Source organism: Ramlibacter sp. (genome assembly GCF_035548915.1).
Classification (GTDB): domain Bacteria; phylum Pseudomonadota; class Gammaproteobacteria; order Burkholderiales; family Burkholderiaceae_C; genus Ramlibacter.
On sequence record NZ_DASZSE010000028.1, the window covers coordinates 21,066 to 46,634 of the forward strand.

The window sequence follows — 25,569 nt, forward strand, 5'->3', positions numbered from 1 at the left end:
GCTGTAACTTCATCGGACAAATGCATCCCCCCACGGCATAATCGCGCTCTCCAGACGTCGAGGAGGATGGCACATGGCCAACAGCGCACCGGTTTTCGTGGGAGGCGCATATCCGGCGCTGACTTCCATCGCGGAAGATGCATCGAACCCGACCGGCACGGTGGTCAGCACGCTCGTGGGCCGGTTCACCGATGCCGACTCCGACCCGATCGGCATCGCGGTCACCGCGGTCGATGCAAGCATCGGCACCTGGGAGTACAGCCTGGACGCCGGCATTTCCTGGCGGACGATCGACGCGGGCCTTCTTGACAGCACCACGAACGAACTCGCGCTTCTGCTCGGACCGGACGCGATGGTGCGGCTGCTGCCCTTCGCCGACCTGAACGGCGATCTCTCCGCGGCCATCTCCTTCCGCGCCTGGGACGGCACGAGCGGCAGCGAGGGCGATTACACGGTCATCACCGCGAACGGAGGCACGACCGCCTTCGGCGACACGCCCGACGTGGCGAGCCTGAGCGTGACCGCCGTGAACGACGCCCCGAGCTTCGCCGTGCCGAACGGCACCGGCAAGGAACTCGTGTCCGTCCTGAACGGGTTCGACGATGGCGCGGCGAGCCTCCTCGTGCAGCCGGACGGAAAGCTTCTCCTGGCGGGCAGCAGCAAGAACGGCGGCGTCGACCAGGACTTCAGCGTCGTGCGGCTCAACGCCGACGGCTCGCTCGACACGAGCTTCAACCCCGGCGGAACGCTGCCCGGCACGAAGGCGATCTCGGCCGGCAGCACGGAAGACACCGGCACCACGGTCGCCCTGCAGCCGGACGGCAAGATCCTCGTGGGCGGCTACTACTGGAACGGCGTCGACTACGACTTCGCCGTGATGCGGCTCTATGCGGACGGCTCGTTCGATCCGAGCTTCGATTCGAACGGCGTGAAGCTCATGTCGGTGGGCAGCGACGACGACTTCGCAAGCAGCATCACGGTCCAGCCCGACGGCAAGATCCTCGTGGGTGGCTACAGCTCCAACGGCGCCAACCACGACTTCAGCCTGGTGCGGCTGAACGCCAACGGCTCGCTCGATACGAGCTTCAATTCCGCGGGGAGCACGCCGGGCACGGAACTCGTTCCGGTCGGCGGCGGCAACGACCGGGCCTTCAGCGTCACGCTGCAGGCGGACGGCAAGATCCTGCTGGCCGGCCACAGCGCCAACGGCGCTTCGTTCGAGGATTTCAGCCTGGTGCGGCTCAATGCGGACGGCACGCTGGATGCGAGCTTCAACAGCGGCGGCCCCACGCCGGGCACCGAGCTGCTCGCGGTCGGCAGCTTCGACGACAACGCTTACAGCGTCACGCTGCAGGCGGACGGCAAGATTCTGCTCGCGGGGACCAGCTCCAACGGCAGCACCACCGACTTCAGCATCGTCCGGCTCAACGCCGACGGCTCGCTCGACACGAGCTTCAACGCCGGTGATCCGACACCCGGCACGAAGGTCCTGCCGATCGGCAGTTCCGACGACGTGGCGCTGAGTGTCGCGGTGCAGCCGGACGGCAAGATTCTCCTCGGCGGCCACGTGACCATCGGCGGCCATGAGGACTTCTGCGTGGTGCGGCTCGATGCCGACGGCTCGCTCGACACCACCTTCAATCCCACCGGCGCCACACCGGGCGTGGAGACGCTCGCCGTCGGCAGCGGCGACGACGAAGCCGTGAGCCTCGCCGTGCAGCCGGACGGCAGGATCGTCCTTGCCGGGCGCAGCTGGAACGGCACCGACTGGGACACGAGCGTCGTGCGCCTCGATGCCGACGGATCGCTGGACAGCACTTTCAACGCCACGCCGTCGTCCTCGACGCTGGGCGGCACGGTCACCTACGTGAAGGGCCACGCGCCCGTCGCCCTCGACAGTTCGGTCGCAGTCTACGACCCCGATCTCGCGCAGACCGGCAACTACGCCGGCGCGAGCGTCACGCTCGAGCGCGACGGCGGCGCCGCGAGCGAGGATGTCTTCTCCGCGCTCGGCAACCTCTCGTTCTCGGGCGCCGACGTGCTGCTCTCGGGCAACGACATCGGCGACGTGACGAATGCCGGCGGCACGCTCACGATCACCTTCGACGGCAACGCCACGCAGGCCGCGGTCGACGAGGCGCTTTCGAGCATCGGCTACTCCAACTCCTCCTCCACGCCGCCCGCGACCGTGCAGGTGGACTGGACCTTCAGCGACGGCAACACGGGCGCTGCCCAGGGCTCGGGCGGCGAGCTCATGGCCACCGGCAGCGTGACGGTGGACATCACGCCCACCACCGTGACCAACGTCACGTCCAGTTCCGCGAACAGCACCTACGGCACCGGCAACACGATCTCCATCCAGGTCGCCTTCAGCGATGCCGTCACCGTGATCGGCACGCCGCAGCTCAAGCTGGAGACGGGGACCACCGACGAGGTGATCAACTACAAGAGCGGCTCGGGCACGAACACGCTCACTTTCGACTACGTGGTGAAGGCCGGCGACAAGGCGGCCGACCTCGACTACGCGAACACGACGGCCCTCACGCTCAACGGCGGCTCGATCAAGGACACCGCGGGCAACGATGCCACGCTCACGCTCGCCACGCCGGGCAACCCCGGCTCGCTGGGCGCGAACAAGGACATCGTCGTGGACACGCAAGGTCCCACGGTGGCGTTCGTCACGGCCGGCGAATTCAACGGGACCTACGCGGCCGGCGACACCATCCACGTCCAGGTATGGTTCAGCGAGCCGGTGAGCGTCACGGGCACGCCCACGCTCACGCTCGAAACGGGCACCACCGACGAAGTCGTCACGTTCACGGGCAGCTCGGGCAACTCGCTCGACTTCGACTACGTGGTGAAGGCGGGGGACAAGAGCCTCGACCTCGACTACACCGGCACGACCGCGCTCGCCCTGAACGGCGGCACGATCAAGGATGGCGCGGGCAACGCCGCGGTGCTCACGCTCGCCACGCCCGGCACGTCGGGCTCGCTCGGGTTCAACAAGAACATCGTGATCGACACGATCGCGCCGCCGGTGACGGCCCCCGACCTGTATGCGCTCAGCGACTCCGGCCGCTCGCTCACCGACAACATCACGAACCAGACGACGCTTACCTTCATCGGCAGCGCGGAAGCGCTTTCCACCGTCACGCTGTACGACGCGGACAAGACGACGGTGCTCGGCACGACGTCCGCCGCCGCCGACGGCAGCTGGACGATCGACAACATCGCGCTCACCCCCGGCACGCACACGGTGTGGACCACCGCGACCGACAGCGTGAACAACGTGAGCACTCCCGCCTCGCTCACGCTCACGATCGACACCACGGCGCCCGGCGCGCCCGCGGCGCTCGACATCGCGGCGAGCTTCGACACGGGCCGCTCGAACACGGACAACATCACGCAGAAGACCACGCCGACCGTGACCGGCACGGCCGAACCGAATTCGACCGTGACGCTCTACGACACCGGCGGCACGCTCCTGCTGGGCACGGTCCAGGCGAGCGCGGGCGGCGCGTGGTCGATCGCCATTCCCACGTACAAGGCGCTCGGCGACGGCGTGCATACGCTCACCGTGACGGCCACCGACGTCGCGGGCAACGTGAGCGCGGCGTCCACGCTGGCGGTCGAAGTCGACCGGGCGCCGCCTTCGGCGCCGACCGCGCTCGACCTGGGCGCGATCTACGACTCGGGCAGTTCGAACACCGACAACGTCACGAACTTCAAGACGCTCGCGATCACGGGCAAGTCCGAAGCGAACGCGACGGTCACGCTCTACGACAACGGCAGCTCGGTGCTGGGCACCGCGCTCGCGGACGGCAGCGGAGACTGGTCGGTGACGACCTCCACGCTCGGCGACGGCAAGCACACGCTCACCGCGAAAGCGACCGACGCCGCGGGGAACGTGAGCACCGCCTCCGCGGCGCTCGCGGTCACGGTCGACACGTCGGGGCCCGGTGCCCCAAGCATGCCGGACCTGACGGCGGCGAGCGACACCGGGGCTTCGAGCTCGGACAACATCACGAGTAGCGGCACCGCGACCTTCACCGGGACCGTCGCCGCCGGCAGCGAAGTGACGCTGTACGACGGCGCGACGCCTCTCGGAACCGTCACGGCCGCCGGCAGCGCCTGGACTTTCACCGGTGTCTCGCTCACCGAAGGCACTCACACGATGACGGCCAAGGCCGCGGATGCGGCGGGCAACATGAGCGGCGCGTCCTTCGCGCTGCAAGTCACGATCGACCAGACCGCGCCGCTCGCGCCGAGCACCCCCGCGCTCACCAAGGCGAGCGACACGGGCACGCTGGGCGACGGCGTCACGAGCGTGAAGGCGCCGACCTTCACGGGCACGGCCGAAGCCGGCGCGACGGTGACGCTGAAAGACGGCGCCACGGTGCTCGGCACGACGACGGCCGCGGGCGGCACCTGGACGCTCACGAGCCCGGCGCTCGCGGAAGGAACGCACACGATCACCGCGACTGCCACCGACGCCGCGGGCAATGTCGGCCCGGCGTCGAGCGCGGTCATCTCGATCGACGCGATCGCGACGGTGCTCGATGTGACGTCGTCGAATCCGAACCACGCCTACAAGGCGGGCGACGTGATCAGCATCCAGGTCAAGTTCAGCGAAGCGGTGACCGTGGCAAGCGGCACGCCGACCTTGAAGCTGGAGACCGGCACCACGGACGAACTCGCGACTTACGCGTCCGGCGCGGGCACCGACACGCTCACCTTCAACTACACGGTGCAGCCGGGCGACAAGAGCGCGGACCTGAACTACTGGAGCACCACGGCCCTCACGGGTTCGATCACGGACAACGACACGGTGCACGACGCCGCGAACCTGACGCTCGCCGCGCTCACGGCCGCGCACTCGCTCGGCACGAACAAGGCCATCGTGATCGACACGGCAGCGCCCGCGACGCTGCTCGCGCCGGACATGACGGCACTCACCGACACGGGCAGTTCGACCACCGACAACATCACGGGCGTCGCGACGCCGGTCTTCACCGGCAAGGCCGAAGCCGGCTCGACGGTAACGCTGTACGACGGCGCGACCGTCGTCGGCTCCTTCGCGGTTCCCGCGACGGGCGCCTGGTCCATCACGAGCAGTTCGCTGGCCGTGGGCACTCACAGCATCACCGCGACGGCCACCGATGCCGCCGGCAACGTGAGCGCCGCGTCGCCCGCCCTGGCCGTCACCATCGCCACCGTGGGTGGCACCGGCAACGACAACATGTCGGGCACCGGCGGCAACGACATCCTGGACGGCGGCAAGGGGGCCGACACGATGGCGGGCGGCCTGGGCGACGACACCTACATCGTGGACTCGACCCTCGACGTCGTGCAGGAGCCTGCCAGTGGCGGCACCGATACCGTGGAGGCTTTGGTGAGCTGCACCCTTGCCGCGGAGGTCGAGAACCTGGTGCTCCTGGGCACCGCCGCCCTGAACGCGACCGGCAACGCGCTGGACAACCTGCTCACGGGCAACAGCGCCGCCAACAGGATCACGGGCGGCGCGGGCGCGGACACGATGACGGGCGCGGGCGGCAGCGACACCTTCGCGTGGAGTTCGGCGAGCGAGTCGCAGCCCACGGGCTACGATGTGATCACGGATTTCACCCCGGCTCAGCGCGACCTGCTCGATCTGCGCAGCATCGACCCCAACGCCGGGTTGGCGGGCGACCAGAAGTTCACCTTCATCGGCACCGCCTCCTTCAGCGCGACGAACGCCACGGCGCAATTGCGCTTCGACCCCGCGACCCACATGCTCCTCGGCAGCACCGACGCGGACGCCGCCGCGGAATTCGCGGTGCAGCTCACGGGCGTGACGACCCTTTCGGCCTCCAGCCTGCTGCTCTGACCGCGCGCCTCGCCGACGCGCTCCGTTGCGCGGGCGATGCACGGCCGCGATGCAACTGCGCGTGTGTCTTGCAACTGCCCGAAACATTGGGCTAGACTGGTCCTCCCTGAGGGACACCTCGCCAGCGGCGGGGTGAATAAGGAGGGGTCGTGCCAGAACGCCATTCGGTGTCCGCCAGCAGGCGGGCCATCTCCGCGCCGCGCGCGTTGTCCCCCGCACGTGCGTCCCGTCACGGGCCTATCGAGTCATGCCAGCCACTCCGGTCGATCTCACTCCGCGCGGGTGAGCGGCGGCCCGCACGCATCGCTTCAACACGAACCTACCGAGGAGCACCCATGAGAGAGATCGTCTTCATCGAAAGCGACGTCGCCGACGTCGCTCTGCTCGAGCGCATCATGGGCGAGGGGCGCGAAGTCCACGTGCTCGATGCCGCGGCGAACGGCGTGGCGAAGGTCGCCTCGGTGCTCGCGGAGCGCTCCGGACTGGAGGGCATCCACCTCGTCACCCACGGCAACGAGGGCGCCGTGCGTCTCGGCGCGGTGACGCTCGATGACGGCGGCCTGGACGCCTACCGGGCGGAACTCGAGTCGATCGGGCGCAGTCTCGCACCCGGCGGCGACATCCTGCTGTACGGCTGCCACGTGGGCGCGGGCGACGGACGCGGCTTCGTGGAACGCTTCGCCGCGGTCACCGGCGCGGATGTGGCCGCCTCGGACGGCCCCACCGGTTCGTCGAAACTGGGTGGCGACTGGCGGCTCGCGGTGCGCAGCGGCGATGTCCGGACGCAGCCGGCGGTGAGCCCCGAGCTCCTCGAACGCTACGAGCATGTGCTCTCCACCGGGCCCACCATCACCAACGTCGATACGAGCACCGCCGACGGCAGCTACAAGGCGGGCGATTCGATCGTCGTGCTGATCACCTTCAGCGAAGCGGTCGACGTGGTCGGCACGCCGCAGCTCACCATGGACACCGGCGCCCTCGTCAACTACGTGAGCGGCTCGGGCTCGGACACGCTGACTTTCACCTACCTGGTCCAGGCGGGCAACACGAGCGCCGACCTCGACACGACGCTGCTCTCGCTGAACGGCGGCTCGATCAAGGACACGGCGACCGACACCAACGACGCCGACCTCACCCTGCCCTCGGGCTTCTCGCTCGCGGACAACGCGGCGATCGTGATCGACACCACCGCGCCCACGGTAAGCAACGTGGCGTCGAGTTCGGCCGACGGCAGCTACGGCGTGGGCAGCACGATCCACGTCGAAGTGACCTTCAGCGAGGCGGTCACCGTGACCGGCCTGCCGCAGATCACGCTCGAAACCGGCACGCTCGACCGCTACGCGAACTATGCCGCCGGCACCGGGACCAATACGCTCACGTTCGATTACGTGGTGCAGCCGGGCGATTCGGCCGCCGACCTCGACTATGCGAGCGCCGCGGCGCTCGCGCTGAACGGCGGCACGATCAAGGACGCGGCGGGCAATGCCGCGACGCTCACGCTCGCGACACCGGGGACTTCCGGCTCCCTCGGATGGAACCAGGACATCGTGGTGGACACGACGGCACCTTCGGTGAGCAACGTCGACTCGAGCTCGGGCGACGGCAGCTACATGGCGGGCGACACGGTCCTGATCCAGGTGACGTTCAGCGAGGCGGTCGCCGTGACGGGAACACCCGAACTCGCGCTGGACAGCGGCGGTACCGCCACCTATCTGAACGGCACCGGCACGAACACGATCACGTTCCAGTACATGGTGTCCGGCGGCGAGACAAGCAGCGACCTCGAGTACACGGACACCGCCGCGCTCACGCTCGCGGGCGGCTCCATCAAGGACGCGGCCGGCAACGACGCGGACCTCACGCTTGCCAGCCCCGGCGCCGCGGGCTCGCTCGGCGCCAACCAGGACATCGTGATCGACACGACCGTTCCCACCGTGACCAACGTGATCGCCGCGACGCCCGACGGCAGCTACAAGGCGGGCGACACGATCGAGATCCAGGTCGTCTTCAGCGAAGCGGTGAACGTGTCCGGCGGCACGCCGACCCTTGCGCTCAACAGCGACGCGAGCGCCACGGCCATGTACGTGAGCGGCTCGGGCAGCGACACGCTCACCTTCGAATACACGATCGGCTCGGGCGACGCGAGCGCCGACCTCGACTACACCGCGACGACGGACCTCGCGCTGAACGGCGGCACGATCCAGGACGCGGCCGGCAACGACGCCGACCTCACGCTCGCTTCCCCCGGCGCAGCAGGATCGCTCGGCGACAACAATGCGATCGTCGTCGACACCGACGCGCCCAACGCGCCCGACACGCTCGCGCTCGACAGCGGCAGCGACTCCGGCGCTTCGGGCGACGACATCACGAACGACTCGACCCCGACGATCACGGGCCACGCCGAGCCCGATTCCAAGGTCACGCTCTACGACGGCGTGACGGTGGTGGGCACCGTCACGGCGGACGGCACGACGGGCGACTGGGCGATCACGAGCACCACGCTCACCGACGGCGGCCACACATTGACCGCCACGGCCACCGACGCCGCAGGCAATACGAGCACCGACTCCACGGGCCTCACCGTCACGATCGATACGATCGCGCCGGCGGGCGGCTCGCCGGACCTGGACACGGCTTCCGATACGGGCTCCTCGAGCAGTGACAACATCACGAACCTCGACCAGCTGAGCTTCTCGGGCACGGCCGAAACCGGCGCGACGGTGCAGCTCTACGACGGTGCGACGCCCACCGGCAGCCCCTTCGTGGCCGCGGGCGGCGCGTGGACCATCATGACGGACCCGTCGCTCACCGCGGGCTCGCACTCCTTCCACACGACCGTGACGGACACCGCGGGCAACGTGACCACGACCGCCGGGCTCGCCGTGACGATCGACCTCACGAACCCGGCCGCGCCGACGACGCCGGACATGACGGCGGCCACCGACAGCGGCTCGTCCAACTCGGACAACACGACCAAAAACCTGACCCCGACCTTCACCGGAACGGCCGAAACCGGCTCGACGGTGACGCTCTACGACACGGACGGCACGACCGTCCTCGGCACCGCGCTCGCCGCCCGCGGCACGTGGACGATCACGTCGTCGAGCCTCAGCGAAATGTCCCACACGCTCACCGCGAAAGCCACGGACGTCGCGGGCAACACGGGCACGGCCTCTTCCGGGCTCACGGTCACGATCGATGCGACCGCGCCGCTGTCGCCCGATTCGCTCACGCTCGACAGCACGAGCGATTCCGGCACGCTGTCGGACAACATCACAAACGACACGACGCCCACCATCACGGGCTTTGCCGAGGCGGGCGCGACCGTGACGCTCTACGAGGGCTCGATCGCGATGGGCAGCGCCGTTGCCACGGGCGGCGCGTGGAGCATCACGACCAAGACCCTTTCCAACGGCACGCACACGCTCACCGCCAAGGCCGTCGATGCGGCGGGCAACGTGAGCTCGCTCTCCACCGGCCTCGCGGTCACGATCGACTCCTCGACGCCGGGAAGCCCGGGCGCGCCCGACCTCATCGCGGCGGACGATCACGGCAAGTCGAGCACCGACAACCTCACGAACGTGACGACGCCGACCTTCACGGGCACGGCCGAAGCGAATGCCACCGTCACGCTCTACGAGGGCGTCACCAGTGTCGGCACCGGATCGGCCGACGCGCTCGGCCACTGGTCCATCACGACCTCCTCGACGCTGTCCGAAGGCGCGCACACGCTCACCGCCAAGGCCACGGACGCGGCAGGCAACACGAGCGGCGCATCGACGGGCCTCACCGTCACGATCGATACGACCGCGCCCGCCGCGCCGAGCGCCCCCGACCTCGCGACCGCGAGCGACAACGGCGCATCGAGCAGCGACAACGTGACGAGCATCACGACGCCGACCTTCACGGGCACGGCCGCGCCGGGAGCGGCGGTCACACTCTACGACGGCGCGACGGCGGTGGGTACCGCCACCGCGAATGCGAGCACGGGCGCCTGGTCGATCAAGAGCACGACGCTCTCCTCGGGCGCGCACACGATGAGCGCGAGCACGACGGACAACGCCGGCAACACCGCCGCTTCCGCGACGACGCTCGGCGTGACGATCGTTCCGTCGGTGCTCGACGTGACCTCGTCGAACTCCAACGGCGCCTACGGCGCGGGCACGAACATCTTCGTCCAGGTGAAGTTCAGCGGCTCGGTCGACGTCACCGGCACGCCCACGCTCACGCTGGAGACCGGGACCACGGATCGAACGGCCTCCTACATCAGCGGCGACGGCACGGACACGCTCACCTTCAAGTACATCGTGCAGGCGGGCGACACGAGCGCGGACCTCAACTACACCACCACGGCGGCGTTGACTGGCACGATCCAGGCGGGCGGCGCCGACGCGGTGCTCACGCTGCCCGCGCTCACCGCCGCGCACTCGCTGGGCGTCAACAAGAACATCGTGATCGACACGAAAGCCCCGCTCGCGCCGAGCACGCCGGACATGACCGCCGCGACGGACACGGGTAGTTCCAGCACGGACAACATCACCGGCGTCACGACGCCCACGTTCACGGGCACGGCCGAAACCGGCGCGACCGTGAACCTCTACGACGGGGTGACCCTGATCGGGACAGGCGTCGCCACGGGCGGCCACTGGACGATCACGAGTTCGAGCCTGTCGCTGGGCGCGCATTCGATCACCGCGAGTTCGAGCGACGCCGCGAGCAACGCGAGCCCGTCTTCGAGTGCCTTGAGCGTGATCGTCGCGACGGTGGGCACCGCCAACAACGACAGCATCACGGGCGGCGCGGGCAACGACTTCATCGACGGCGCCGCGGGCTCCGACACCATGGCCGGCGCCGGAGGGAACGACACCTACATCGTCAACTCCGCGCTCGACCAGGTCCAGGAAGGCGCCTCCGCGGGCACCGACACGATCGACTCGCTCGTCACGTATACGCTGCCCGTGAACGTCGAGAACCTCGTGCTCGTGGGCACGGCCGCGATCAACGGCGTCGGCAACGGCGACCCGAACCAGCTCACGGGCAACACCGCGGCCAACCAGTTGACCGGGGGTCTGGGCGCCGACACGATGACCGGCGGCACCGGGGCGGACACCTTCATCTGGAGCGCCGTGAACCAGTCGCCGTGGGGCGGCAACGACACCATCACCGACTTCAAGGCGACGGAAGGCGACAAGCTGAACCTGCAGGCCATCGACCCGAATCCGCTCGTCGCGGGCGACCAGAAGTTCACCTTCATCGGGACGGCGGCGTTCAGTTCGAGCGATGCGACGGCGCAGTTGCGCTTCGACCCGGGCACGCACATGCTGCTCGGCAGCACCGATGCCGACACCGACGCCGAGTTCGCGGTGCTCCTCACAGGGGTGAACGCACTCACGACGGCCAACATCACCCTCTGACGCGGGGGCGCGGGCGAAGGATGCGCGGGCGTTGCGCCCGCGCTCACCGTGCGGCCTTCTTCTTGCCGCCGTGCGCCGCCCACCACTCCTTCGCGGTCGCGACCATCACGTCGCGCGCTTCGGGGTCGCCGTGCATCAAGGCCTTGAAGTATGAACGTGCCTGCTTCGCCGTGACGTGCGGCGGAACGGCGGGCACGTCCGGATCGCACACCACTTCGAGCAGCGTCGGCCGCTTCGCCGCGAACGCCTCGTCGATCGCGGACACGATGCCGCCGGGCTCGTCGATCCGGATGCCGCCCAGGCCCAGCGACACCGCGTAGTCCGCGTAGGGAAAGCGCGGCAGCAGCTGCGATGCGTCGAAGCGGCGCTCGCCGCCCAGCGCGCGCTGCTCGAAAGTCACCATGTTCAGGTCGCCGTTGTTGAGGACGACGACGACAAGCCGCGGGTCGCTCCAGTCGCGCCAGCGCTCGGCAACCGTGATGAGGCCGTTGATCCCGTTCATCTGCATCGCGCCGTCGCCGGCGAGCGCGACGACCGCGCGCTCGGGATGCGCGAGCTTCGCGGCGAGCGCATAGGGCACGGCGCAACCCATCGAGGCGAGCCCGCCGGAGACCGACCCCATCATGCCTTCGCGAAACTTCAGGTCGCGCGCATACCACGCGGCCGACGTGCCGGAGTCGCACGCCACGATGCAGCGCTCGGGCAGCCGCGGCGACAGCTCGCGGAAGAACCGCTGCGGATTGATGGGGTTCGCCTCGTTCATCGCGCGCGCTTGCAGCACCTGCCACCACTCGGCGATCTTGCCCTGCAGGTCTTCCTGCCACGCGCGGTCGGTCTTTCGCGCGAGGAGCGGCTTCAGCGCTTCGAGCGTGGCGCGGCTGTCGCCCACCAGATTGATGTCGGTCGGGTAGCGCAGGCCGAGCAGCCGGCCGTCGACGTCGATCTGCACCGCACGCGCCTTGCCCTCGGGCGGCAGGTATTCGGAATACGGGAACGACGTGCCCACCATCAGCAGCGCGTCGCACTCGTTCATCATGTACCAGCTCGGATACGTTCCGAGCAGGCCGATGCTGCCGGTCACGTACGGCACGTCGTCCGGCACCGCGGCCTTGCCGAGCAACGCCTTCGCGATGCCCGCGCCGAGGAGCTCGGCGGTGTCTCGCAACTCGCGCGATGCATGCAGCGCGCCGGCGCCCGCGAGAATCGCGACGCGGCTTGCGCCGTTCAGGAGATCGGCCGCCGCCTGCAGGTCGCCTTGCGGCGGCACCATCGCGAAAGCCGAGCGGCCGATGCCCGAATGCACCGTGTCGTGCGCGCGCGGCGGCGTCTCGACGGCGGGCAGCTCCTGCAGATCGTGCGGAAAGATGAGACACGTGACGGTGCGCTGCATGCGCGCGATGCGCACGGCGCGGTCGACCAGGTGCCGCACCTGCGCCGGGTCCATCGCGGTGTGCACATACTCGTGCGCGACGTCCTTGAAGAGATTGTGCAGGTCGACTTCCTGCTGGTAGTCGCCGCCGATCGCGCTGCGCGCGCTCTGGCCGACGATCGCGACCACCGGCTGATGATCGGCCTTCGCGTCGTACAGGCCGTTCAGCAGATGGATCGCGCCCGGCCCCGACGTCGCGACGCACACGCCCACCTCGCCCGTGAACTTCGCGTGCGCGCACGCCATGAAAGCCGCGAGCTCCTCGTGCCGCGCCTGCACGAACTCGATTCGCTCCTGCATGCGGTCGAACGCGCCGAGGAAAGCGTTGATCCCGTCGCCGGGATACCCGAACACGCGATGCACGCCCCACGCGTGAAGACGCGCGAGCACCTGGTCGGCGACGGTGGTCGTGGCCATCGTGACGCTCCTTTGTCGAGTGGGCTATCGAAAAGCACCACTGTGCCGCGCGCGTTGCCCGGCGATTTGTAGGAGGAGCGCGGGTTCGGCCTTGCGCCGCAGCGCGCGGGGCTCAGCCGCCGGGGTCCGGCTCTGCCGCGCGCACCCGCACGTCGCGCAGGTGCCGGGCCAGCGCGTCGATGCCGCGCTGCAGGCCCTCGGCCTCGCCCGACAGCGCGCCGGTTTCGATCTCGCGGCTCTGCCATGCGGCCCAGTGGAAACCGTAGAGCGCGAGCCCGCCGGCCGCGCGGTGCGCGAGGCTGCGCAAGCGTTCTCGGTCGCCCCCGGCAAGGGCTTGGACCATCGCGTCCGCGAGTTCGCGCCGCGAGGCGAGGAAGGCCGGCACCTGCGGGCCGAGATCGGGGTCGACATCCACGGGGTCCGATGCCGAATGGGCAGGCGCTCTCGTGCGGATGGGCGCGGGTGATGTCGATGTGTCGGCGGTGTCAGCGCGCGCGCCCGGTGGCGCCTGCGCCGCGCTGCCCGCCTGCAGTTCGAGCAACGTCGCGAGCAGTGCTTCGCGAGTGACGGGCTTCGTGAGGTAACGATCGGCGCCGGCCTGCATCGCGCGGGCGATCGAGCCCGGGTCGTCGTTCGACGAGATCATCACGATGCGGCATCGCTTCGCAGGCCCATCGCGCTCGCGCCGCCGGATTTCCGCGATCGCCTCCAGCCCGTTCATGAGCGGCATCTCCATGTCGATCACGATGAAGCCCGGACGCCTGCGCTCGAACGCCTCGAGCGCCGCCTGCCCGTTCACGGCCGTGTCGATGGAAAGCGGCGGGCTCGGCAGGTAGCGCCTGAGGATGAGGCGCGTGTACTCGTCGTCGTCCACCAGCAGGACGTGATCGGCCGCGAACGCCGCGGCGGGCTGCGCCGCGGCTTCGCGCTCGGCAGGCGTCGCATCGCGAGGCAGCGCATCGGCCGCGACGGACTTGAGCGTGAGCGTGAGCGTCGTTCCTTCGTCGCCGGTGCTCATTTCGAGCTCGCCCTCCTGCGCGCGCGCCATGAGCCGCGCCGAATAGGTGCCGAGCCCGGTGCCCCCGCTCTTGCCGGCGGTGACGTACTTCTGGAAGAAGCGTGCGGCCACCGACGGCGGCACGCGGCCGGGGTTGTGCACGAGCAGCCGAAGCGGCTGGCCGGCCTCGAGCGTGAGCGTCACGATGCCGCCGCTCGGTGTCGCTTCGACGGCGTTCTTCACGAGGTTCGCGGCAAGCGAATAGCAAAGCGGCTCCTCCGCCCGCGCGTACACGGGAGAACGCGTGTCGGCGAGAAGGCGCAGCTGCACGCCGTTGGATTCCGCGTGGCTGCGCATGTCCTGCAGCACACGCCGGAGCACTTCCTGCATGTTCACCGCCTGCGGCCGGAAGTCGTAGCTTGCCGTCTCCATCTTGAAAAGACCGAGCGACAGGTTCACGAGTTCGAGCATCCGGTAGCCGGCGCGCTCGGTGATGCCGAGCAGTTCGCGCTGTTCGGCGCCGAGCGCGGCGTCGCCCTGCAATAGCCGCGTGGCGCCGATGATGCTGTTGAGCGGCGTCTTCAGGTCGTGGCGCGACATGCGCTCCACGTCCTCGCGCAGCCGCGCGTTCTCCTCCAGCGCCGTGTTCTGCGCAAGGAGCTGCCGCGCCTGCAGCGCGACTTCGTCGCGCGAGGCCGCGAGCCGCTCCTGCAGGCGGCGCGCCTCGGTGATGTCGATGAACGAGCAGATGTAGCGCAGCGTGCGGCAGTCGCTGCCGGTGAGACTGATCGCTTCCGCCCTCACCCACACCACCTGGCCGTCCGCGCGCACGAGCCGGTATTCGAAAGGCACGTGGCGCATCTCGCCGCTTGCGACGCTGCATTCGCGCACCTGCTGCAGGAACCGCCCGCGCACGAGCTCGCGGTCGTCGGGGTGGATGAATTCGTAGAAGAGCGGCCATTTCGCCGTATCGGCGTCGGGCGGGTGCCCCAGGATCTCCTTCAGCCGTTCGGAATACGACGTGACGTTGGTGGTGGTGTCCCAGTCGTAGATGCCCGCCTTGGTGGTGCGTACGAGCAGGTCGCCCTTCACGCGCTGCTCCAGCACGCGCAGTTCCTCGGCGTTGAGCGCGCGCGCGAGGCGCCGCGCGAGCACGAGCGCGGGCGCGGCAACGAACGCGAGCAGCCCGAACGGCGTGATGCTGCGCATCGAGGTGCCGAGGTTGTATTCGAGCGCATCGACGCCGACCAGCGCCAGCATGAAGCCCATGGCGCCCAGCAGCACGCGCGCGCCGCTTCGGCCGCGCCGCACGGCCTGCACGACCACCCAGGTGACGAGCACCACGATCGCGAGCGTGAGCACCTGCCCCGAGGTCGCGAGGTGGCTGTAGGTGCGTGCCGGCGTCACGAGCACCGCGAGCAGGCCGGCCACGCACGCGGACATCAGCACCTTCATCGGCAGCGGCGGCATCTCGCGCGAGAAGAGCTGCCTGAGCAGCAGCAGGAAGCTTCCCATCGACGCGAACCACGACACGTATTCGATGCGCAGGTACGTCTCCCAGCCGGTTTCCGCGCCGCCCATGAGCAGCAGCGCGCGCTCGCCCGTCATGTCCGCGTAGGTCGCCACCGCGAGGCAGAACACGCCGAAGAAAAGCGGCGTCACGTCCTTGCGCCGCGCGAACCAGAAGATGACCGGCAGAAGTCCCAGCACGAAATAGGCGCCCAGCACCGCCGTGTTGATGAAGAGCTTCTCGCGAATGCCCGCGAGCAGCACGTCGTACGGCCCCACGGCCGGCGCGCGCACGAGGCCGCCCGCGCGATGGCTGAAGTTGGCAACGTGCGCGACCACGTTCAGCGGGCAGGCGAAGGGCCGCGTGAGCATGGCACGCGGGCCGATCGCGGCCGTCGTGGACGCCGCCGACGTACCGGGCTCGCCCTGGCTCGCCGCGAGAGCGCCATTCACGTAAAGCCGCATCGCGGAGCGTTGCGCGGGCACCGCCAGCGCGAGTTCGGCGCCGCGAGGGCAGTCGATGCGCAGCGTATAGCTGGCGTACCCCTCGCCCGAGGCGCCGGGCAGTTCGAGCCACGAAGCGGGCACATGGGCGAAGGCGCCGGGGCCGACTGCCGCATGCGGATCGACGAAGCGCTGCCACGCGAATCCCCACTCGCCCTCCAGGCCGATGGCCGATGCGGGCGCCGCGTCCAGATGCGCGACGCCCTGCTGCACCGCGAGCCGAGGCTCGGCCGCCACGCAAGAGGCCATCGATGCCATCCACGCGGCGAACACGACAAGCAGCAACGCGCCGAGCGGCCTTGCCGGCATGTCAGAGAAACTCCGAGCGCACGTCCACGCTCGACTCCCGGCCGATGCGCTCGAAGTGCGCGGCCAGCCACGCCTCGGCGTACTCGCGCCCCTTGTCGCGCAGGTGGCAAAGGAAGCCCCAGTCGGGGTTGAACTTGCTCGCGACACCGTGATGCAGCATCTCCTCGTCGCAGCGGATCGAGTGGATCAGCATCTTCTTGAACTCGCGGTCCGAGAGCTTGCCGCGCTCGATGAGGGACGTGACGAAGGCGATGGCGCGCATCTCGCGCATGAGCGAGGAGTTGAAGCTCACCTCGTTGATGCGGTTCATGATCTGCGCCGCCGTGCGCGGGCAGCCTTCGCGCACGACCGGATTCAGGTGCACGATCACCACGTCGCGCGCATCGCAGTCGTAGATGAGCGGGAAGATCGCGGGGTTGCCCATGTAGCCGCCGTCCCAGTAGTACTGGCCCTCGATCTCCACGGCCTGGAAGAGAAACGGCAGGCAGGCCGAGGCGAGCACCGCGTCGGCAGTGACGTCGGCGGCTTCGAAGATGCGCACCTTGCAGGTCTCGACGTTGGTGGCGCAGAGGAAGAGCTTGATCGCGCTGCCCGCGCGCAGCGCGGCGAAATCCACGTGCCTGTCGAGAATGGAGCGCAGCGGATTGAAGTTCGCGGGGTTGAGCTCGTAGGGCGAGAACATGCGGGTCCACATCTCGCCCAGCGCGAACGTGAACGAGTTGTCCAGGGCTTGCATGCCGAACTGCGAGAGCCATGAGAGACCGCGATACGGGCTGTACTGCATGCCCGTGTGGGAGACGTCGCGCCAGAATTCGGTGAGCGCATGGCGCGCGCCGTCGCGTCCGCCTTTCGTCCAGCCCCATGCGAGCACCGCCGCGTTCATGGCGCCGGCGCTCGTGGCGCTGATGCCTTCGAAGGCGATGCGGCCGTCCTCGATCATGCGATCGAGCACGCCCCAGGCGAACGCGCCGTGCGCGCCGCCGCCTTGCAGGGCGAGGTTCACGGTCTTCACCTCGTTGTGCACGTCGCGTTTCGCGCGGGCGCGAGCCGCGCGCGGCCGCCTCGCGGACATGTCCATACGCCCTTCCCCCGGGGTTGTGTCCGCGGCTAGTGTTGCAGGATCGGCGGGAAAGAGCCAGAGGGGGCCGCCAATGGGTGGCGCATGTGGGTGGCGCCGGCGGCTTTCAGTGCCGCAGCACGTTCCCGAGGAAGGCGCGCGTGCGCTCGTGCCCGGGCGAATCGAAGAATTCCGCGGGGGGCGCCACTTCGAGCACCTGGCCTTCGTCCATGAACACGACGCGGTCGGCCACCTGGCGCGCGAAGCCCATCTCGTGGGTCACGCACACCATCGACATGCCCTCCTCGGCGAGCGCCACCAGGGTGTCGAGCACCTCCTTCACCATCTCCGGGTCGAGCGCGGAAGTGGGTTCGTCGAAGAGCATGAGGCTCGGCCGCATGCACAGGGCGCGCGCGATCGCCACGCGCTGCTGCTGGCCGCCCGAGAGCTCGGCCGGATACTTGTGCGCATGTTCGGCCACTCGCACGCGCTCGAGCAGCCGCATCGCGGTGTCGTGCGCCTCGCGTGCGTTCATGCGCTTCGTCGAGACCGGCGCCAGCGTGCAATTCTGAAGCGCCGTCATGTGCGAAAAGAGGTTGAACTGCTGGAACACCATGCCGACCTGGCGGCGCACGGCCGCGAGGTCGCCCGACCGCGGCGTGAGCGGCACGCCGCACACCGTGAGGCGCCCGGCCTCGAAGCCCTCGATCCCGTTGATGCAGCGGATGAGCGACGACTTGCCCGAGCCGGAGGGGCCGCAGATCACGATGCGCTCGCCCTCCCCGGCCGCGAGGTCGACGTCCCGCAGCGCGTGGAACTCGCCGTACCACTTGTTGAGCCGCTCGATGCGCACGATCTCGCCCATGGGGGATCAGCGGCGCCGCCCCGCATCGAGCGACGCATGCAGCCGCGCGCTGTAGCGCGACATGGCGAAGCAGAAGACGAAATAGACGGCGGCGGTGAAGAGATAGATTTCCGTGCCGTTGCCCTGCCACTCGGCATCGGCCACCGCGCGCTTCGCGGCCGTCATGAGATCGAAGATGCCGACCACGACCACGATCGAAGTCGCCTTGAAGAAGGCGATGAAGACGTTCACGAGCGCAGGCAGCACGGCCGTGAGCGCCTGCGGCAGCACGATGCGCAGCGTCGTCACGCGCGCCGTGAGCCCGAGCGCGGCGGCCGCCTCGTACTGGCCGCGCGCAACGGCCTGCAGGCCGCCGCGCACCACTTCCGCGAGATAGGCCGCGGTGAAGAGCGCGAACGCGATGAAGACGCGAAGCAGCTTCGACAGATCCATGCCCTGCGGCAGGAAAAGCGGGATCATGACGCTTGCGAGAAAGAGGACGGCGAGCAGCGGCACGCTTCGCGCGAGCTCGACGTACGCCAACGCGAACGCCTTGCCCACGCTGGGCCGGCGCGAGTGCCGCAGGAGCGCGAGGACGATCGCGATCGGAAATCCGGCCGCGAGGCCGAGCGTCGCGAGGATCAGGGTCACGGGCAACCCGCCCCATTGATCGTCGGGCACGAAAGGCAGGCCCGCGACGCCGCCCCACATCAGCACGCCGAACGCGGCCAGCGCGAGCAGCCACGCCACCGCGAGCCGCGGATGCCACCACCGGGGCCGCGTCGAGAGCACGTACATGACACCCAGGATCACCATGCCGACGGCCGGGCGCCACTGCTGCGCGTACGGATAGATGCCGAACACGATCAGGCGGAACTTCTCCGCGACCACGGCCCAGCAGGCGCCGGTGCCCGTCGCGCGACAGGCAGCGGGGCCCTGGCCATGCGTGGAGAACACCGCGTCCACGATGCCCCATCGCGCAAGCTTCCATGCGAGCCCTGCAATGAGCACCGCCAGCAGGAGGGTCACCGCGCCGGAGCCGGGGGTCGGGAAGAATTCGCTCTTGCACCGCGTCCATGGACTTTGTTGCGCGCGGGGCCGGGGCGCGGGCCCGATCCGTTGAACGGCCACATACCTCATGCCAGGCTCCAGGCGCGCTGGCGCTGTTCGAAGGCATGCATCGCCGCGCTCACCGCGAGGCTCACGCCCGCGTAGAACAGCATCACGATCGCCATGATCTCCACCGCCTGGCCGGTGTCGGTGAGCATCGTTTCGCCCACCGCCATGAAGTCCTGGTACGCCACCGCCACCGCGAGCGTGCTGTTCTTGAAGATGCCGATGTATTCGCTCGCGAGCGGCGGAATGCCGATGCGCAGCGCCTGCGGAGCGATCACGCGCCCGAGCGTGGCGGCACGCGAAAGCCCGAGCGCCTCGGCCGCTTCGAGCTGGCCCGCCGGCACGGCGAGCGCGGCGGCGCGCACGATCTCCGCGATGAACGCCGCGGTGTAAAGCGAGATGCCGATGAGCAGCGCCGCGAATTCCGGCGACACCGACAGCACCGAGCGCACGTCGAGACCGTCCACCGTGGGCAGGAGGAAAAGGCCGCGATTGCTCGCGACGAGGAACGCGTTCGCGCCTTCCGAGGGCGGCGGCAGTTCGATGAGCAGTCCGTACCAGAACACGACGTGCAGCAGCACCGGAACATTGCGCATCAGCTCCACATAGGCGCTCGCGAGACGCCGCGCGAGCGGATTGCGGGCGAGCGCGCCGACGCCCACCAGCAAGCCCGTCACGGTGGCCGATACGATGCACGCCGCCGTGAGCTTGAGCGTGTTGAGCGCCCCGGCTTCGAAGGCGCGCGCGAAGGTGTCGACGCCGGGGCGGAAGTCGAGCGGCGAGTTGAAGATCGGCGTCGTCGCGGGCTGGCCGAGAAAGTCGAAGCCCGTGTGGACGCCGCGCGAATGGAGGTTGGCGCTCGTGACGCGGAACATCACCACCACGACGCCGGCGAGCACCGCGAAGGCGAGCGCCTGCCGCGCCATCGCGGCCCAATCCCGGCGCCACTCGCGCGGGTGGCGCCGCGGCCGCTTCGTCGTCGGCGCACCCGTCATCGCGCAGCCGCTCAGCGCATCGGCAGGCCGTACATCAGCCCGCCCTGCGCCGCCAGCTTGTTCTGCGCGCGCGGCATGCCGCTCGCGGCGAACGCACGGTCGAACACTTCGGCGTAGTTGCCCACCTGCGCGACGATGTTCGCCGCCCATTCCTTGTCGAGGCCCATCGAGGGGCCGAGCTCGCCTTCGGCGCCGAGGAGGCGCTTCACATCCGGATCGCTCGAAGAGGCGAAGCTCTTCAGGTTCTTCGAGTTGATGCCCAGCTCCTCGGCCACGATCATCGCGTTGAACGCGTAGCGCACGATGTCGAACCAGCGGTCGTCACCCTTGCGCACCGCGCCCGCGAGCGGCTCGCGCGCGTGCGTCTCGGGCAGCAGCAGATAGTCGCCGCCCTGCGCGCCGAGCGTCCCCTTGAAGCTCGCGAGCGCCGAAAGACTGTGGAAGATCGCGTCGCAGCGCTTCGCGAGGAAGGCCTTGCGCATCTGCTCGCCTTCGGAAAACGGCACGGGCTTGTAGCGCACCTTGATCTTGCCGAAGTATTCGGCGGCATTCGTCTCGCCCGGGCCGGTGATCATGCAGATGCTGGCGCCGCCCAGCTTCGCGGTGGTCGCGACCTTCAGCGACTTGGGCACCATCACGCCGTACGTGTCGAAGAAGTAGGTGCCCGTGAACTGCACGCCGGACTTCGACTCGCGCGTGAGCGTCCATGTGATCTGCGAGAACGACACGTCCACCTCGCCCGATTGCACCGCCACGAGCCGTTGCGCGGGCGTGAGGTTGACGAACTTCACCTTGTTCGCGTCCCCGAACACCGCCGCCGCCACGGCGCGGCACAGGTCGGCATCGATGCCGCGCATCACGCCCTGGCTGTCCGGCAGCGAGAAATTGGCCGAGCTGCCGATCACGCCGCAGTTGAGCGTTCCGCGCGATTTCACGGCCGCGAGCGTCGGCGAGGTCGTGGCCTGGGCGGCGGGCCCGGACGCGGCGGGTGCCTGCGCGTGCGAGCATGCGCCCGCGGCGGCGAGCGCCACGGCCGCGACCATGCGGTGTGAGAAGAAGACGGATAGCGGCATCGTGGGCTCCTCGGGATGGATTCTTGGGACGACGTTTCGGCTCAGGTGCGGGCGATCGCCTGCGCCAGTGCCGAGGCGCAGCGGTCGACATCCTCGGCCGTGTTGTAGAAGTGCGGTGAGACGCGCACGCCTTGGCCGCGCGCGGAGACACTGATTCCGCTTTCGGCCAGGCGCATTCGCGCGGCTTCGCCGTCCGGCGCGCGGAAGATGAAGATGCCCGCGCGCTGCGCGCGCGGCGTGACGAGGTCCAGGCCGTGGCCGTCGGCCGCGAGCAGGAGCCGGTCGCCGAGGTCACGCACCTGTGCGTGGATCGCTTCCCAGCCGAACGACTCCATGAGGTCGAGCGTCGCGTCCAGCCCATAGATCGCCGGCGAGTTGACGTGCGCGTACTGCAGCTGATGCGGCTCGTCCATGTTGGCGTAGCCGTGCCATGCGGGCGTCATCGCTTCGCGCGCCCGCGCGGAAGTGACGAGCATCGCGATGCCGAAGCCCGACAGCATCCATTTGAAGAAGGACGAAGCGTAGATGTCCACGTGCTCCAGCGTGAACGGCACGGCGCCGAGCGCCTGGATGCCATCGACCATCAGCAGCGCGCCGCGTTCGTGACAGTGGCGTCCGAGCGCGTCGAGGTCCACGGTCGTCCCCGTGCCCGAATGCGTCTGCGAGACCACGAGCAGCCGCGTGCGCGCATCGACCGCTTCCATGAGGGCCTGCTGGCGCAGCGCCTCGCGCGGGATCGGCACGCGCACGAGTTCCGCCCCCGCCTGCGCGGCCGGCCCCCAGATGCGCGCCACGGAGGGAAATTCGTCTTCCGCGAGCACGATGCGCTCGCCCCTGGCGAACCGCAGGCTGTGCGCGGCGAGGTTCAGGCCCTCGGTCGTGTTCGACACGAATGCGACGTCCTCCGGTTCCATCCCGAGCCATCGGGCGAGCCGTGCGCGCACCTTCGCGATCATGGCCCACCATTCGGGCCGCGCGTCGTAGCCGCGGTCCTTGACCTCGTCGAAGAAGCGCGCGACGGCGGCGCCGTGACCCTGCCAGGCGAGGCCCGCCGCCGCCGTGTCGAGATAGCAGCGCGCTTCGAGGTACGGAAACAGGTCGCGTACCTCGCGGCTGCGTCCGTGGATGGAAAGCGGTGGCATCGCGGCTCTTGAAATTTTGTTGAATACCTTCAACAACACGTTTAAACTGCACTGTACGCGGCACGCGACGAGGGTGTCAAGCCGCACGAAAGGTTCCCGGCATGGAGACGCACGGCGCAGACGCAGAGGCAGGCGGCCCTTCGGGCGCCCGGGCGGACGGCTCGGCGGACGCGTCCCCCGAGGCACGCCTGAAGGCGCTCGGCATCGAACTCCCCGTCGCGCCGAAACCCGCCGCGAACTACGTGACGGCCACCCAAAGCGGCCGCCTCGTCTTCCTCGCGGGCCAGGGCCCGCTCGCGGGCGGGCAGGTCGTGTATCGCGGCAAGGTCGGCGTCGACCTGACGGAAGAAGAAGGCTATGCCGCCGCGCGCCTCACGATCCTCAATTCGCTCGCGATCCTGCGCGAGCACGCGGGCTCGCTCGACCGCGTCACGCGCATCATGAAGCTGCTCGCGTGGGTGAACTGCGCCGAAGGCTTCCAGCGCCAGCACCTCGTGCTCAACGGCGCGTCCGACCTGCTGGTGCAGGTCTTCGGCGAGCGGGGCCGTCACGCGCGCAGCGCCGTGTCCGCGCACGACCTGCCGTTCGGCATCGCCGTGGAGATCGAGATGGTCGCGGAGGTCGACTTCGAACGATGACGCGCAAGCAGGCGCCCGCCCGGGGTGCGATCCCGCCGGAGGTCCAGCGCGAACGCGAGGCGATCCTCGCCGCGCTGGACTGCATCGTGCCGATGCTCGGCGCGATGGCGGGCGAGCACGTCGAGGTGGTGCTGCACGACCTCACGCATCCGGAAAACTCCGTGCTGAGGATCGCCAACGGCCACGTCACGGGTCGCAGCCCGGGCAGCCCCGTGCTGGCCGGTCCGGGCAACGACAAGGCGCTCGCGATCCTCGCCGAAGGCATGGTCGATGCGCTGCCCGCCGGGCACGTGTCGGTGTTTCCGTATCCGACGATCACCCGCGACGGCCGCAACCTCACCTCGGGCACCGTGATGTTCCGCGATTCGCTCGGACGCACCTTCGCCGCGCTGTGCCTGAACGCCGATCTGCAGGGCGTCGAGGCGGCGCACGCGCTGCTCTCGCGAATGCTGCCTTCGAAGGCGATCGCGACGACGCAGGCGAAGGTGGACGCGCCCGACATGGAGGCGCTCATGCACGACATCATCGAGCAGGCCGTGCGCCGCTACGGCAAGCCGGTCGCGCGGATGAACAAGGAGGAGAAGACGGCCGCGGTCGAGTCGATGTTCGAGCGCGGCCTCTTCATCGTGAAGGGCGGCGTGGAAAAGGCGGCAGCCGCTCTCGGCGTCACGCGCTTTACCGTCTACAACTACCTCGATGATGTGAAATCCCGGCGCGCGCACTGAGGGCGGCATGCCGCCATCGGCTCACTCCGCGCTTTCGCCCGTGTCGCCGAACAGATCCTTGAGTGTCTTGCCGCCGGCTGCCTTGCCCGAGCTGCGCGGCACGCCCTTCGGATATTCCTCCGCGATGCGGTCTTCCCAGTAGGTCGTCGGATTCGGCGCGGCGCAAAGCCGCCGGAACACTTCGTCCGGGACGTGCTTGTAGGCAAGCACGTTGCCGTTGTCCCAATGCAGGTCGAGCTGCTTCGTCGACGGGTCGTAGTCGGCCTCGCGGATGCGGCCGCTCGTGAAGGTCTTGCTGGGCATGTGGTGCACCCCCGGTTGCGCCAGTTTACGGCGGCCGGCAGCCACGCTGCTCGAGACTCGCGTGCCGGTGCCGGCACAGCCTTGCCTGCATCCCGCCGGAGCAAGGCACCCAAGCTCAGCTCGGGGCGCCCCGGGATGCGGGGCCGCGCCACCGGCGGATGCGCCCTACGACTGTCGGCCCGACGCCGACTGCCGCACGCGCCCGCCGCGCGCATCGGGTGGCGGCAATCGGCGGCTTCGCGCATGCGGCCCCCGCGCGATCATCGTTCGCATGAACCGAGGGACTCTTTCGAAACTCCAGCTCGCGCTGCGTGAACAATTCCCGCTGTGGGTACTGTCCGCGTCCGTGATGGTGCTGTGCAGCCTCGACCAGTGCACGCGCGGCCCGTCCATCACCGCGCTCGTGATCGCGAATCTCGACGCGCTGTTCTGAGGCGGCGGCGCTCGGCGCCCGGCGCGCCGGCATGGAAAGCGGGACAATGGCGGCCATGACGCAAGAGTTGTTTCGCGAGGACGCCTACCTGCAGGAATGCACGGCCGCCGTGGTCGCGGCCGGGGCCGATGGAATCATTCTCGACCGGACCGTGTTCTACCCCCTGGGCGGCGGCCAGGCGGGAGACACCGGCGTGCTGCGCGCGCCGGACGGCACGCAACTGCGCATCGCCGACACCCGCAAGGGCAAGGATGCCGAGGGTCGCCCGACCGCCCGGATCGTGCACGTGCCGGCCGTCGGTCAGGAGGAACTTCTGATGAGCCTGAAGGTCGGTGACACGGTGAACGCGCGCATCGACTGGGAGCGGCGCCACAAGCTGATGCGCTTCCATACGGCGACCCACCTGCTGTGCCACCTGGTGCCGCAGCTCGTGAACGGGTGCTCGATCACCGGGGAATACGCGCGGCTGGACTTCAACATGACCGAACCTCTCGACAAGGAAGCGCTCACCCAGGGCATCGCGAAGCTCGTGGCGGCGGCGCATCCGGTGGCGATCGGCTCGATCACCGACGAGGAACTCGATGCGAACCCGGCGCTCGTGAAGAGCATGTCGGTGCAGCCGCCGAGGGGGACGGGACGCATCCGGACCATCCGCGTGGGCGGTGAAGCACTGATCGACTACCAGCCCTGCGGCGGCACGCACGTGGCGAACACGTCGGAGATCGGCAACGTCATCGTCACCAAGATCGAGAAGAAAAGCGCCATGACGCGGCGCGTGGTGCTCGGGTTCGCATGACG

General features: G+C 69.2%; 15 protein-coding genes. 6 read left to right on the forward strand and 9 right to left on the reverse strand.

Annotation, left to right across the window (positions count from 1 at the left end):
• Window positions 1-73: 73 nt before the first annotated feature.
• Window positions 74-5,866: an Ig-like domain-containing protein gene (locus VHA82_RS08815; protein WP_325542584.1), complete on the forward strand. Its 5,793-nt coding sequence runs from the start codon at window positions 74-76 to the stop codon at window positions 5,864-5,866.
• Window positions 5,867-6,201: 335 nt separating this feature from the next.
• Window positions 6,202-11,280 (forward strand): Ig-like domain-containing protein, encoded by a 5,079-nt coding sequence (locus VHA82_RS08820; RefSeq protein ID WP_325542586.1) that lies wholly within the window; start codon window positions 6,202-6,204, stop codon window positions 11,278-11,280.
• Between the two features lie 43 nt (window positions 11,281-11,323).
• Here the strand turns inward: VHA82_RS08820 and VHA82_RS08825 are convergent, their stop codons facing one another.
• The 8 genes from VHA82_RS08825 to VHA82_RS08860 form a co-directional block, all read right to left on the reverse strand.
• On the reverse strand, window positions 11,324-13,126 hold the full coding sequence (locus tag VHA82_RS08825; protein WP_325542588.1) for a thiamine pyrophosphate-requiring protein: 1,803 nt from the start codon (window positions 13,124-13,126) through the stop codon (window positions 11,324-11,326).
• 112 nt (window positions 13,127-13,238) lie between these two features.
• Window positions 13,239-16,445 (reverse strand): response regulator, encoded by a 3,207-nt coding sequence (locus VHA82_RS08830; protein ID WP_325542590.1) that lies wholly within the window; start codon window positions 16,443-16,445, stop codon window positions 13,239-13,241.
• A gap of 1 nt (window position 16,446) precedes the next feature.
• Window positions 16,447-17,517: a patatin-like phospholipase family protein gene (locus tag VHA82_RS08835; protein ID WP_325542592.1), complete on the reverse strand. Its 1,071-nt coding sequence runs from the start codon at window positions 17,515-17,517 to the stop codon at window positions 16,447-16,449.
• A 112-nt stretch (window positions 17,518-17,629) separates the two neighbouring features.
• Complete coding sequence (locus tag VHA82_RS08840; RefSeq protein ID WP_325542594.1) at window positions 17,630-18,367, reverse strand: amino acid ABC transporter ATP-binding protein; 738 nt, start codon at window positions 18,365-18,367, stop codon at window positions 17,630-17,632.
• 6 nt (window positions 18,368-18,373) lie between these two features.
• Window positions 18,374-19,375, reverse strand: coding sequence for an amino acid ABC transporter permease (locus VHA82_RS08845; protein WP_325542597.1), 1,002 nt, complete (start codon window positions 19,373-19,375; stop codon window positions 18,374-18,376).
• Window positions 19,376-19,482: 107 nt separating this feature from the next.
• Window positions 19,483-20,457, reverse strand: a complete 975-nt coding sequence (locus VHA82_RS08850) for an ABC transporter permease subunit (protein ID WP_325542599.1) — start codon at window positions 20,455-20,457, stop codon at window positions 19,483-19,485.
• An 11-nt stretch (window positions 20,458-20,468) separates the two neighbouring features.
• On the reverse strand, window positions 20,469-21,530 hold the full coding sequence (locus VHA82_RS08855; RefSeq protein ID WP_325542601.1) for an amino acid ABC transporter substrate-binding protein: 1,062 nt from the start codon (window positions 21,528-21,530) through the stop codon (window positions 20,469-20,471).
• Between the two features lie 41 nt (window positions 21,531-21,571).
• Complete coding sequence (locus VHA82_RS08860; protein ID WP_325542603.1) at window positions 21,572-22,672, reverse strand: aminotransferase class V-fold PLP-dependent enzyme; 1,101 nt, start codon at window positions 22,670-22,672, stop codon at window positions 21,572-21,574.
• A gap of 101 nt (window positions 22,673-22,773) precedes the next feature.
• On the opposite strand from VHA82_RS08860, the gene VHA82_RS08865 reads away from it, so the two are divergent.
• Window positions 22,774-23,310: a RidA family protein gene (locus VHA82_RS08865; protein WP_325542605.1), complete on the forward strand. Its 537-nt coding sequence runs from the start codon at window positions 22,774-22,776 to the stop codon at window positions 23,308-23,310.
• Entirely contained in the window at window positions 23,307-24,035 is a 729-nt protein-coding gene (locus VHA82_RS08870) for a helix-turn-helix transcriptional regulator (protein ID WP_325542607.1), read from the forward strand. Before VHA82_RS08865 ends, VHA82_RS08870 begins: the two co-directional genes overlap by 4 nt.
• A gap of 21 nt (window positions 24,036-24,056) precedes the next feature.
• Here VHA82_RS08870 and VHA82_RS08875 read toward each other — a convergent pair whose 3' ends face one another.
• Complete coding sequence (locus VHA82_RS08875) at window positions 24,057-24,338, reverse strand: KTSC domain-containing protein (RefSeq protein WP_325542609.1); 282 nt, start codon at window positions 24,336-24,338, stop codon at window positions 24,057-24,059.
• A 271-nt stretch (window positions 24,339-24,609) separates the two neighbouring features.
• Between VHA82_RS08875 and VHA82_RS08880 the strand changes: the two genes are divergently transcribed.
• Window positions 24,610-24,771, forward strand: coding sequence for a hypothetical protein (locus VHA82_RS08880; protein ID WP_325542611.1), 162 nt, complete (start codon window positions 24,610-24,612; stop codon window positions 24,769-24,771).
• A gap of 55 nt (window positions 24,772-24,826) precedes the next feature.
• On the forward strand, window positions 24,827-25,567 hold the full coding sequence (locus VHA82_RS08885; RefSeq protein WP_325542613.1) for an alanyl-tRNA editing protein: 741 nt from the start codon (window positions 24,827-24,829) through the stop codon (window positions 25,565-25,567).
• The last annotated feature ends 2 nt before the right edge of the window (window positions 25,568-25,569 follow it).

What these genes read in the sequence shown, in the direction of transcription:
- VHA82_RS08815 (WP_325542584.1), top strand. Translation starts at nt 74, where the DNA reads ATGGCCAACAGCGCACCGGTTTTCGTGGGAGGCGCATATCCGGCGCTG.
- VHA82_RS08820 (WP_325542586.1), top strand. Translation starts at nt 6,202, where the DNA reads ATGAGAGAGATCGTCTTCATCGAAAGCGACGTCGCCGACGTCGCTCTG.
- VHA82_RS08825 (WP_325542588.1), bottom strand. Translation starts at nt 13,126, where the DNA reads ATGGCCACGACCACCGTCGCCGACCAGGTGCTCGCGCGTCTTCACGCG.
- VHA82_RS08830 (WP_325542590.1), bottom strand. Translation starts at nt 16,445, where the DNA reads ATGCCGGCAAGGCCGCTCGGCGCGTTGCTGCTTGTCGTGTTCGCCGCG.
- VHA82_RS08835 (WP_325542592.1), bottom strand. Translation starts at nt 17,517, where the DNA reads ATGTCCGCGAGGCGGCCGCGCGCGGCTCGCGCCCGCGCGAAACGCGAC.
- VHA82_RS08840 (WP_325542594.1), bottom strand. Translation starts at nt 18,367, where the DNA reads ATGGGCGAGATCGTGCGCATCGAGCGGCTCAACAAGTGGTACGGCGAG.
- VHA82_RS08850 (WP_325542599.1), bottom strand. Translation starts at nt 20,457, where the DNA reads ATGACGGGTGCGCCGACGACGAAGCGGCCGCGGCGCCACCCGCGCGAG.
- VHA82_RS08855 (WP_325542601.1), bottom strand. Translation starts at nt 21,530, where the DNA reads ATGCCGCTATCCGTCTTCTTCTCACACCGCATGGTCGCGGCCGTGGCG.
- VHA82_RS08860 (WP_325542603.1), bottom strand. Translation starts at nt 22,672, where the DNA reads ATGCCACCGCTTTCCATCCACGGACGCAGCCGCGAGGTACGCGACCTG.
- VHA82_RS08865 (WP_325542605.1), top strand. Translation starts at nt 22,774, where the DNA reads ATGGAGACGCACGGCGCAGACGCAGAGGCAGGCGGCCCTTCGGGCGCC.
- VHA82_RS08870 (WP_325542607.1), top strand. Translation starts at nt 23,307, where the DNA reads ATGACGCGCAAGCAGGCGCCCGCCCGGGGTGCGATCCCGCCGGAGGTC.
- VHA82_RS08875 (WP_325542609.1), bottom strand. Translation starts at nt 24,338, where the DNA reads ATGCCCAGCAAGACCTTCACGAGCGGCCGCATCCGCGAGGCCGACTAC.
- VHA82_RS08880 (WP_325542611.1), top strand. Translation starts at nt 24,610, where the DNA reads ATGAACCGAGGGACTCTTTCGAAACTCCAGCTCGCGCTGCGTGAACAA.
- VHA82_RS08885 (WP_325542613.1), top strand. Translation starts at nt 24,827, where the DNA reads ATGACGCAAGAGTTGTTTCGCGAGGACGCCTACCTGCAGGAATGCACG.